Source organism: Calothrix rhizosoleniae SC01 (genome assembly GCF_900185595.1).
Lineage (GTDB): Bacteria > Cyanobacteriota > Cyanobacteriia > Cyanobacteriales > Nostocaceae > Calothrix_A > Calothrix_A rhizosoleniae.
In genome coordinates this window covers 49,078-59,976 of sequence record NZ_FYBH01000158.1, presented here as the reverse complement: position 1 = coordinate 59,976, position 10,899 = coordinate 49,078, and the positions used below count along the sequence as shown (strand labels likewise).

At 36.6% G+C, this 10,899-nt stretch carries 7 protein-coding genes and 1 pseudogene; 3 read left to right on the top strand and 5 right to left on the bottom strand.

The features are described from left to right. Nucleotides 1-589 precede the first annotated feature (589 nt). The 3 genes and pseudogenes from CALSC_RS09530 to CALSC_RS09520 all read left to right on the top strand — a co-directional run. Nucleotides 590-766: a DUF1843 domain-containing protein gene (locus CALSC_RS09530; protein ID WP_200817605.1), complete on the top strand. Its 177-nt coding sequence runs from the start codon at nucleotides 590-592 to the stop codon at nucleotides 764-766. A gap of 131 nt (nucleotides 767-897) precedes the next feature. Further along, entirely contained in the window at nucleotides 898-2,379 is a 1,482-nt protein-coding gene (locus tag CALSC_RS09525; protein ID WP_088241117.1) for a GDL motif peptide-associated radical SAM/SPASM maturase, read from the top strand. A 72-nt stretch (nucleotides 2,380-2,451) separates the two neighbouring features. Continuing rightward, nucleotides 2,452-2,771, top strand: a pseudogene (locus CALSC_RS09520) (Uma2 family endonuclease); the annotation flags it as partial. Nucleotides 2,772-2,814: 43 nt separating this feature from the next. Here the strand turns inward: CALSC_RS09520 and CALSC_RS09515 are convergent. From CALSC_RS09515 to CALSC_RS09495, 5 genes are all read right to left on the bottom strand, one after another. Continuing rightward, nucleotides 2,815-3,249 (bottom strand): class I SAM-dependent methyltransferase, encoded by a 435-nt coding sequence (locus tag CALSC_RS09515; RefSeq protein ID WP_235006739.1) that lies wholly within the window; start codon nucleotides 3,247-3,249, stop codon nucleotides 2,815-2,817. Nucleotides 3,250-3,348: 99 nt separating this feature from the next. Next, entirely contained in the window at nucleotides 3,349-3,570 is a 222-nt protein-coding gene (locus CALSC_RS09510; RefSeq protein WP_088241115.1) for a class I SAM-dependent methyltransferase, read from the bottom strand. A 181-nt stretch (nucleotides 3,571-3,751) separates the two neighbouring features. Continuing rightward, entirely contained in the window at nucleotides 3,752-5,107 is a 1,356-nt protein-coding gene (locus CALSC_RS09505) for a lamin tail domain-containing protein (protein ID WP_088241114.1), read from the bottom strand. Between the two features lie 444 nt (nucleotides 5,108-5,551). Further along, entirely contained in the window at nucleotides 5,552-9,505 is a 3,954-nt protein-coding gene (locus CALSC_RS09500; RefSeq protein WP_235006738.1) for a methyltransferase domain-containing protein, read from the bottom strand. A gap of 41 nt (nucleotides 9,506-9,546) precedes the next feature. Further along, entirely contained in the window at nucleotides 9,547-10,872 is a 1,326-nt protein-coding gene (locus CALSC_RS09495; protein ID WP_088241113.1) for a B12-binding domain-containing radical SAM protein, read from the bottom strand. Nucleotides 10,873-10,899: the final 27 nt, after the last annotated feature.

Here is a 10,899-nt window from a genome sequence, read left to right as displayed (position 1 = left end):
ACTTTGGCATTGATTATGACATTATTTGGGATGTTGTGATCAAAAAAATACCCTTACTAGATGCGGAAGTTAGAGTAATTCTTGAGCAGGAGTATCGATAAAGTAATCATGGAAAATGACCATGCGAATCAAGTACTTTCTCAATTTTAATCCTGCGATCGCTTACCGATCAATTTAATATTTGTTCCTTGACTTTTTACAGTAATACAAGGCTATTTTTATCATACCAATATATAAAATTCGAGTTGCTATTGTTCAATAGAATTTACCTTTTTTCTTCCTCAAAATTATGAATGCAATATCAAGCAACTGAACTTAACAATACTTTGCTCAAAAAATGATAATTCTTATTAAATAGATGTGAATACTTAAAGCTAAACTGGCATTGAGCTGAGGGTTGTATTTTTCCCAACAAAATGACCCCAAAAACCTTGACTTTTGTGTTATTAGCACGGCTTTTTTGAGCCTACTATATCAAATTATCAAAACCAGATAGAAAAAGGGTTTTCAGGTCATTTTGCAAGTTTTTACAGGTATCTCAGTTTCATGCCAAAAAAATTGTTTAGTTATCTCAATGGAGGCGAATACAATGGCAATACAACTTTTATATGCAGCGGCTATCCATGAATCTGCAGCTTCGGGCGATCTGCAAAGGATGAAAGCTATGACGCGGCAAGCCGAAGAGTGGCTCAAAGAGGCGGGTGATGTCTCAGCCGCCCTTGAAGCTCTGAAGCTGGAAATTATAAAGCTTGAAAGGAACGGCTAACAGGGCTAATAGCCGTCTGTCAACATTAGACATCTCTAAGGAACCGAGAATGAATCCCTGATTCATGAGTCTTTTTTGGAGATGTCTAATGCTGAGTATGTCTAAATTGAGAATAAAGTGGAGGATGAATTATGCCAACACCAGCGAGAACCCGCACAGAGAATGATTATCGACATCATACCCCTGTCCATGTTGTTTGGGAAATTACTCTTGCCTGCAATCTTAAATGCCAGCATTGCGGTTCTAGAGCAGGTAAACCCCGACACGATGAGTTAACAACTCAAGAATGTCTTGATGTGGTAGATCAGCTGGCTAAACTGGGAACAAGGGAAATAACTCTGATTGGTGGCGAAGCATTTTTGCGTCGCGATTGGATGGAGATCGTCAAAGCAATTAGAAATCATCATATCTACTGTGCCATACAGACAGGTGCCCTTAATTTCACCCAAGAGAAACTTGAAGAGGCTATCGAGGCAGGATTACAGGGAATTGGAGTATCCATTGATGGATTGCCAGAATTACACGATCGCCTACGGGGAGTACCTGGATCCTATCAAATGGCAATTGATACCTTGCGACGTGCCAAGGATGCAGGACTAAATCGCAGTGTTAATACACAAATTGGTCCAGAAACCATACCTATGCTGAGTCAGTTAATGGATCAAATTATTGACGCTGGCGCACAGCAATGGCAGATTCAGTTGACAGTGGCCATGGGAAATGCTGTTGATAATGACCACATCATTTTACAACCATACCAGCTTTTTGAACTTATGCCTCTGTTAGCTCGGCTCTTCGATGAAGCCCTTGAGAGAGGACTAACTATGGTTCCTGGAAACAATGTTGGTTACTTTGGGCCTTACGAGCATAAATTTCGTAGCATAGGGAATTCTACGTCTCATTATAACGGCTGTACTGCTGGTCAAACAGCTATTGGTTTGGAAGCGGACGGTACAGTTAAAGGATGTCCATCGCTTCCAACTGTAGGATATGCAGGAGGTAATATCAGAGACCTATCCCTTGAAGATATTTGGAATACGAGTGAAGAAATTCACTTTGGACGACTCAGATCCATAGATGATTTATGGGGATTTTGTCGAACTTGCTACTACGCTGACGTTTGCCGAGGGGGCTGTACTTGGACTTCCCATTCACTTCTGGGTAAACCAGGAAATAATCCCTACTGCCATCATAGGGTTTTAGAGTTAGAGAAACAGGGGCTGCGGGAAAAAATTCGCAAGGTCAAAGATGCGGCTCAAAGTCCGTTTGCTGTTGGTGAATTTGAACTGATACAAGAACCAATCCCAGGGCGTGCAACAAGTTCTGAATATGACTGGGAAAAAATGCCAAGACAAAGAATCGCTCAACCTGTAATAAATTCTTCAGAGCTAACAACAGTCGAAGATGGCAATCATCTAGAGGGGAGAGTGCCGCCGAAACTGGAAATGTGCAAGAACTGCAATCAGTTTATTTGGAACCATGAAGAGATTTGTCCACACTGTCAGACAGATGTCAAAGAAGCAAATGCAAGATACGAGGAAGATAAAAAGCGTTGGGAGTATCTAATGCAAAAAATTGAGGCAATAATTTCTAAGAACCCATTAAATTCTTAATTGATGTAGGTAAATGAGTTATCTGTAGAATAAAAGTAACAGTACCAATGATTCCTAACTAGAATGTTTTAAATGCTACAGATATATTCTAATACTCTAGATGAATTTCTCAAGCTGCCAGAGACAGAACCTCCCAGTGAGTATATTAATGGATGTATCATTAAAAACCTATGCCACAAGGAGAACACAGCGCACTTCAGACAGAGTTAGCACCTGCTATTAATTTGATTGTCAAACTCAAACAAATTGCCAGGGCTTTCTCTGAACTTCGCTGTACCTCTGGCGGGCGTTCAATTATACCTGAAATTTCCGTGTTTCTGTGGAGTAGGATTCATCGCCAAGAAAATGGTGGGATTGCTAATGTATTCTCACTCGCTCCGGATTGGACAATCAACTTTAATTTAAGTACTTGCAAATTTTCCTATGGCTAGGAGTTTAATACTTTATAAATAAGAATGATACAAGTCTTGGTGGTTTATTTTTATCTTGTTCATGCCACCACTCCTGAAAGTTTTCCAGGATGAAGTTGTGATTTTTTCCTATGTTAAAAAAATCTGATATATGATGTAAAAATGCTTCGATTTCAATAATATTTTTATCGATTTGAAAATTAGCTTTTCCTCCTTTATATTGTCTAAATTGATGTAGCTCAGATATGAATAATTGTCCTCCTTTCATTAATACACGAGATGCTTCGGAAAATATAAATGATAGTTCTTCTATGTGTTCTAAAACGAGGTTACAAGTTACCAAATCAGCTGATTCATCACTATAAATCCATCCCTTTGTTATATCCCCTGTAGAAAATATCACGTTGGCTGAATTCACTTTCTTTTTAGCTATTTCAATCATGGATAAGTAAGTCGGCACAATAAAACCAAACTATGTGAAGAATAGTAAATAAGCCTAAAACCCTTGTTCCCCCTGCTCCCTGCTCCCTGCCCCCTGCCTTATCCAAACGATAATTTTTTACGCCAACCTACTTACTGAAAAATCTATGGCATGAACTTGTTCAGCAATTTGTGAAAGCAGAACAGTATTTTTACCTGTACCACAACCAATCTCAATAACTGATTTATACCTCAAACCAATCAAAATTTCCCTGGTGACTGCTAGATCTAAATCTCGTGTAAAATTGTCATCAGAATCGTATGTGTCTGACCAATGATCGTATGCTGCTTGAATACTCATATTTACCAGAAGAATAATTAATTCTCAATTTGGCGTTGCTGAATTCAGGTATGAATTGCTTTCAAATGCTCGGAGAGTAAGAATTGTGAATACCTTATTTGTCAATTTCATACTTCAAATCAGCAATGCCAAAAGTTGAATTTATTGCCTTATTATGATCGACTGCATTCAGTATTTTACATTAATTAAATGTTATAACCTCACCAGAATGAGCACGGGAATATTTAACTTTTGCAATCAAGTTAGATTTTTCATCCTCCAAAGAAATCAAACCTGATTTATTAGTTAATTGCATCCCACTTGGATGAGTGCGGGTAATATTAAAACGTTTGACTTCATTGGCTGCTATAGTTCCCTTCAAAGGTTGAGGACGATCTAATTTATCTAGTAATTGCCAACCTGTTAAATCAATGGCTTGATTCGTATTATTTTTCAACTCTACCCATTCATTACCATCATCTACGCCTCTGGGATTAGGTAAGGTAGAAGTAATTACTACTACACCATCATTTTTTAAATTAATGTCTATGGGATTGACTACAGGAGGTGTTGTTTCTGGCTCATCTTTTTCTGGTTTTTCTTTCCCATCTAATTCTTCTAGTCCTAGAAAAATAGGAAAGAAAGAACGAATTAGCTCACCTCGGGAGCCATTGGGATTAATATTGCGGTAAATTACTAAATCGTAGGTCGCTCCATTAATTGTCGCCCGTCGCTGGTCTTGAATTTTGCCATATACACTTTCATAAAAAGCCACTGTTGCGATCGCTATTTCACATTCCGGACTAGGACCAACAAAAAATCCCCCTTTCTTTTTAAATAGTTGAGCAATTACATCTCCTCGCATATTAGTCACATTTTGGACTTGTTGTAAGGTGACAACATTGGGGTTTGCAGAACCATCTTCACCTTTGAGATCATATTTATAACCTAAATAATTGACTCGTTGATTTTTCTCATCTAGATAAAACTTGATCCAGGAATGATAGCCGGAAATTTTACCGAAGTTTTCCTTCTTGTTTCCTGCTTGAAGATTAAATTTACCTTCACCAACAAAAACATGTTCAAAACCAGAACAATAATCAGTTGACTTTCCTTTGTAATAGTTAGTATATAACTCAAACCAGATATGATAGAGCTTCTGCTGAAATTGTTTTTCAGATAAGTTTTCTCCAAATTCCTCATTGATATATTCCCGTGCAATCTGCATGGGTTTAGTTTTAATAATTAAGGACAAGAATTTTTGTTGCTCTGCTGCTTCCTCTTCAGATGTAAATTCTGGATCAACAGAGCGAATGGCATAATTATCTAATAAATTGATGAAACTAACATAAGTTGTACTCTCATCAAATAACTTACTTTCGTTGACACGATGAAATAGAGGATGGGTAGCCAAGTCAATTTCTCGTTTTCCACTGGCTTTAACCTGCTCATCTAAGAGAATATCTGCATCTTCGTTATCCCATTCCCCTTGATTATTGCGAGCACTAACGGAAAATTGATTTTCATCATTTTCCCAAATTTTTTGATAAATTTCCATGTTTGTACCCCTATAAAATAAAGTGAAGTGTTCATTAAGCACTATAGCGCTATGCGCAAGTAAGTAAGTCGGCACAATAAAACCAAACTATGTGGAGAAAAGTAAATAAGGCTAAAACCCTTTTTCCCCCTGCTCCCTGCCCCCTGCCCCCTGTCTTATCCAAACGATAATTTTTTACGCCTACCTACTTAATAAGTTTACTGTTCATAGGTTTGAGTCTTCAACAATGTCCGCGCCCTAATTACGTAGTGTTATATTCATCAAATGTGATCAATCCCTGGGAATATTCATAAAATTTGACAACCCAAATTTTACCCAAATCCTAATAAGTCCGCCACTGAAGGGAATACTGTTTCAGTGACGGACTTATAGGAATGACAAATATTTATTAGTTAGCGATCGCTAAGCTATTACAACAGAAAATACTCATCTACAAGTATTTGATTATACTGCTGAGAGTTGAAAGCTTTCAAGTTTGCGCTGTGGGAGTTTTGTCATTGATAATTTCATCACAGCTTCTTGATTATCATTTTCCAAAATAATTCTTGCCTGAATGCTTGATAATAAAGTTTTCCACTGAATATTGCTTAACTCTCCAATTAAGGAAATCTGTAACTCCTCAGTCATATCTAAATCTGATTCCATAAGTAGATTCATAGCGACACTGGATAAAAACATTTCCGCGTCTTCCACAGCAATATTACTAGTATCAATTAGTAAAGTAGTTTTTTGGCTATCAGGATAAGTCGCCAGAGTTTTAATTACTGCTTGCAACTCTAAACCTATTGATTCTTCTGACTGATTCCAATCAGGGAAAACAATTAGGTTATTTTCTTTCAGGTTTAAACACAGTGGTGTTGTATTAATCAACACTGAACTAACAGTATCTGCCATTGTTGACCAAGAAAACTGCTTTACTTGTTCCAAACCAGCAGCAATTAAAGTATTACGAATAACAGGCTTCTGTACTTCGCAAAGAGCGTTTACTGTTGCTTCTATGTCATCATCATTCACATAAATAGCTGCTTTTCCTGCGACTTCTGGAATTGAGGCATTAGCACAAGTAATTACAGGACAACCACAAGCCATTGCTTCAGCTATAGGCATTCCAAAGCCCTCATATTTAGAAGGATAAACTAATGCCACTGCACCAGAATAAGCTATTGCTAATTCTTCATCACTGAGTTGCAACATATGAGCAGTGCTACCGGATGAATGGTTTCTAAATTCAGGTGCTAATACACCACCACTCCCTGTACAAACAATATCAAACCCCTGGCTAGTCGCAAGCTTGGAAAAAGCCTGGAAGAATAAGATACTGTTCTTATAACCAGTTCCTACACCAATCAGAATAAAGTAGGGTTTTGTAATACCATACTCTATTTTAAAAGCATTAATATCTTCTGCTTTAGCTGGTGAAAAAGTATTTTTAACTCCACAACGAGCTACGGTAATATCCTCTAACGATATATTTGTGAAAAAGTTTGATAAGTCGTGCGCTGTGTGTTTTGAAATTGCTATGTAAGCAGATGCCTGTTGAATAGCTCGATGTTTTTCTTGCCACATGGGATTATTCATATCCCATCTCATGACTTCAGGAATCATATCATAAGCCATGAATACAGAAGGCGTTGTTATGGGAGTAGTGTAGTAGGAGGAGATAAACAAATCTGCATTTTCTTCATCACACACTTGCTGTAGCATTTCTCTATCAGCATCGGTGTTGTTGTAACTATATGCTGGTATAGTGCGATATCTAATACCAGGTATTTTAGGAGCAGTACCAGCACGGTCAAGGACTACAATGTGTTTACTGAATTCATTATTTGCCCATTCTTGTAGTAAAGATCTCCAGACACGAGCAATGCCAGTTTTATAAAGTTGGAAAAATACACCATCAAATATAATAATTGGTTGTTGAGTTTCTGGATTAATTTCTAATTCCTTAGCATTTAATCCTCTATCTTTTAGTACAATATTATTAACTATTTGATTAAAATCACGGGATAACAGTGATTCTTTGTTGGTAGGTTGCAACTCATTTTGTGCTAATTGTTCAAACAAGTTTTCTGGTAAATCTTCTTTTGTAGTCAATAAGTGTAGAGACTTCCCATTAGTGTGTAGTTTAAGATTATGCTTACTGGCTAATATTTCTAAGGATTTTCGAGTATATATAGAAATATGTTGACCTTCATGGGGGGTGTAATACCACCACTTATCTGGTGTGGGATTATCTTCAGGTAGTAGTTCTGTACTAAATAGAATGTTAGGACATAAATTAATAATTTCTTTTAACTCCTGTAACGGATTAGTTAGATGTTCAAATAACTCAAAAGCTGTAATTAATTCTAAATTTTGTTTGTCGTCTTTCTGTAAATCAAATCCTCTGGCAAATATATTTTTACAGAATTTATCAAACCAGTAAAAATCAAATCCTTGATCTCTCATTAGGCGCACAAAAAGACCATAGCCACCACCATAATCTAAAAATTTGGCTTGATGATCAAAATAATTGAATAGCAATTTACCCGTAATATTGGCCATGATGTTATTACGATACACTAAGCCAACATCACTAACAGCGATCGCTTCTGAATAAGCCTCATCTAACCAATAAGGATGTTCCGTTTGTACAAAACCACAGTGAGAGCATTGAAAATAATTAACCTCATATTTTTGGAGGATTTTTGCTGTGGAGAGATGAAAAGAATCAGAGTTGCAAACCTTACATTTTTGTACAGATTGTATAGTATTTGTGTATGTTATTTCTCTTTTTTGTGGTTGTGATATTACACCACTAAATTGTGTTTTTTCTGTAAAATCATCAGCCTCAATATTTCTGTTTATCATCCTAGGATGTTTTAGAGGAAAATTCATTACTTCAACGGGCATATTAGCAAATTGACTATTACTCATGATTGTATGAGTGCCAGAGCCAAAACCAATATTAGAAACTAAATTTTCATGGGGTAATATTGTTAATCCATTATTCGCCCAAAGGGTAAATAACCAAATATAATCCCAAGTATTAAAGCCATCATAAACACCTTGAAATATCTTTGACCAGTAAGCAATTGTCTGCTCATTTTGTAAGACAGAATTAAGCCAACCGTTATCTCTTAATTCTGGCCATTTCTGCATATAATCATCATAGTTTGTCCATGCTCTACGCCAACTTGCCCAACCCCAGCAATGACCATAACGGGAAAAATAATAACTGTATTCAGTTCTTTTCTGTCCAAATTGGAAGTTATCACCAGAAATCATCATGATGCGTTCATCATCACGATATTTATCTAACAATTCCTGACAGTAGCGGAAAAAAGTGGGATGAGGAAGACAATCATCTTCTAAAATAATCGCTTCTTCTACTTGCTCAAATACCCAATCTAAACCACTACTTACTCTTTTTCGACAACCTAAATTAACTTCAGAGTAATTAGTTAGTATTTCACATTCCCAATCAACTTGATTAATAATTGCTCTAGTAGCAGCACATTTTTCTGCTTCTCCCGGTTTATCGACTCTCGCACCATCCGCAACAACTAACAATTTAGGGGGTTTAGCTTGACGAATTACTTCAAAAACTCTGGCAGTGGTATCGGGGCGATTGAAAATAAGAAAAGCAACAGGAGTGGTTAATTGCCAATTATCGTCATATTCATAATTAACAGATGATTTGAATCCAGCAATTGTTGCTAAATTAGCCTTCTGCTTTTGTTCAATTTTATAGCTTGTTGATTGATAAAAATTCTTATATGCTTCTTCGCCGTAAGCCTGTTTTCTTAATTGTAACGCTTCTGCTTGAGTTGCTTCCTCTTCTGCTAATTGAATGCGAGCAACTTCTTGACTAAGTTGATATGCACTTAGATTGATAGTTGTTTTAGCAACAAAATTAGCAACTGTTATCCAGTCTAATTCATGATTAGAATCTGCATAAATAGCCTGGATATTCTCAGAGGCTAAATTCACATATTTTTGTAATTCTTTGATGTTTTCCTGATATATAGCTAAATAAAAGGATGTAAATCTGAGACTTCTCTGTTTAGAACTAACGATATTTACATCATCACTATTTCCTAAATCTATAAATAAAGTTTTAACTCCACTGCCTGCGGAAGTATTATAAGTGGAAATAAATACATCAATATTTAATTCTCGACACAAACTAGCTAAACGTCGATCTTCTAAAGCAGATAAAGAATAATCCACTGATGGAGCATATAGATTATGAAGACTAGTAAGGTCTGGAAAATCTATATCTGAATTTCTATTCAGGTAATAAATATTTTCTCCCTTTAACCTAAGAGTCAGCCTAGGCATAAGCTGTTGCCAAAAATCAATAGCTTTTTGGTCTTGTGCTTGGCTGAATGCTACTCCATCAATAAGAATTTTCATAATGATTACCTACTCTTGTTAAATAAATTATGCTATCTATTTTAGTTACTTCTCAGACTTTCAACTAAGCCTTGAAACTTTTTATTTCCATCAACTTGACGCTGATAATTACCATCCATTGTCGCACCCTGATAACGATCTAACTGACCTTTTTCTCTCAGAGCATGTAAAGGAGTTCCTTCAATTTCTGCTGTACCCGATTCTTGATAAGTATCAAAAGGTAAAGAAGCAATAAATCGCTTAGTATCTAACATTTGTTCTGGGGTTTCTCCAGGTAATCCATAGGTGAAAGTACCATGAACTGTCATACCTAATCGTTTAATTTCAAAAACTGCCTGACTTGCATCTTCTAAGTCCAGGTGTTTATTAACGATTTTATCTACTACATATTGATTGCCACTTTCAAAGCCTAATTTGACCCCAAAACAACCGCTTTCTTTCATAACTTTCCAAGTGTCTAAAGGAATTGTATCTGCACGACACATGGCAGACCAAGGAATCCCTATACGGCTCATCACCTCACACATTTGCAAAACGTGACGATTACCTAAATTGAAAGTATCATCATCAAAGTAAATACACTGGTATTGATAGCGTTCTATTAATTCCTGAATAAAAGCCTCCATGTATTCTGGAGAATATTGTCTGACTGTACGTGGATTTTTGCCTTCGGGGTCATTTCCCGTCATAGCAGCTGGCCAGACACAGAAAATACATTTAAAAGGACAACCCCGACTACTCCAAATTTGAGCATGAGGTGGTCTTTGACCAATAGGATTTGCATCCCAATAACGATGAGCATACCATTCGTCAAAGTAAGGGAAAGGTGATTGATTCATTTCTTCTGTAGTCAGAAGGTCGTAGTCAATTAAACCTGATTCTCCGTTAATTACGCGCACACTACCTTTCTCGTACTCACCACGAATACAGGCATAAACTGGGTAATGATTGAGAATTGACTCTGATTTTGTCGTTGTAATTGGTCCGGTAACAACTATTTTGCAATCAGGGAGAATTTTGTTGATTTCTCTAATTAATTTCTGATCATGTTCCCAACTAGGAGTAGCTATTTCTATGAAAATGTATTCATATTGTTCAGCTTCCAAATGCTGAAAATAAGTTTGATAGCTTTCTCTTAAAGCGATACTATCTCGAAAATTAACATCAGTTTTAGTTTTTTCACGGGTGTAAGTGGCTGCATAACCCATAAAAAAGGGATAGGGTAAGTAGTCACCAAATTGAAATTGATCTGGTGCTGATCTGACAAAATAAGTAAAAGGCCAACGAGAACCAGCTCTTACACCTGCACGCCAAAAATTACCTTCTTTTTTTTCCCACCAAGGGGGATTACTAAATAATACTTTCATAATAGTTATTTCCTTTGTTTCTAAGTT

What these genes read in the sequence shown, in the direction of transcription:
- CALSC_RS09530 (WP_200817605.1), top strand. Translation starts at nt 590, where the DNA reads ATGGCAATACAACTTTTATATGCAGCGGCTATCCATGAATCTGCAGCT.
- CALSC_RS09525 (WP_088241117.1), top strand. Translation starts at nt 898, where the DNA reads ATGCCAACACCAGCGAGAACCCGCACAGAGAATGATTATCGACATCAT.
- CALSC_RS09510 (WP_088241115.1), bottom strand. Translation starts at nt 3,570, where the DNA reads ATGAGTATTCAAGCAGCATACGATCATTGGTCAGACACATACGATTCT.
- CALSC_RS09505 (WP_088241114.1), bottom strand. Translation starts at nt 5,107, where the DNA reads ATGGAAATTTATCAAAAAATTTGGGAAAATGATGAAAATCAATTTTCC.
- CALSC_RS09500 (WP_235006738.1), bottom strand. Translation starts at nt 9,505, where the DNA reads ATGAAAATTCTTATTGATGGAGTAGCATTCAGCCAAGCACAAGACCAA.
- CALSC_RS09495 (WP_088241113.1), bottom strand. Translation starts at nt 10,872, where the DNA reads ATGAAAGTATTATTTAGTAATCCCCCTTGGTGGGAAAAAAAAGAAGGT.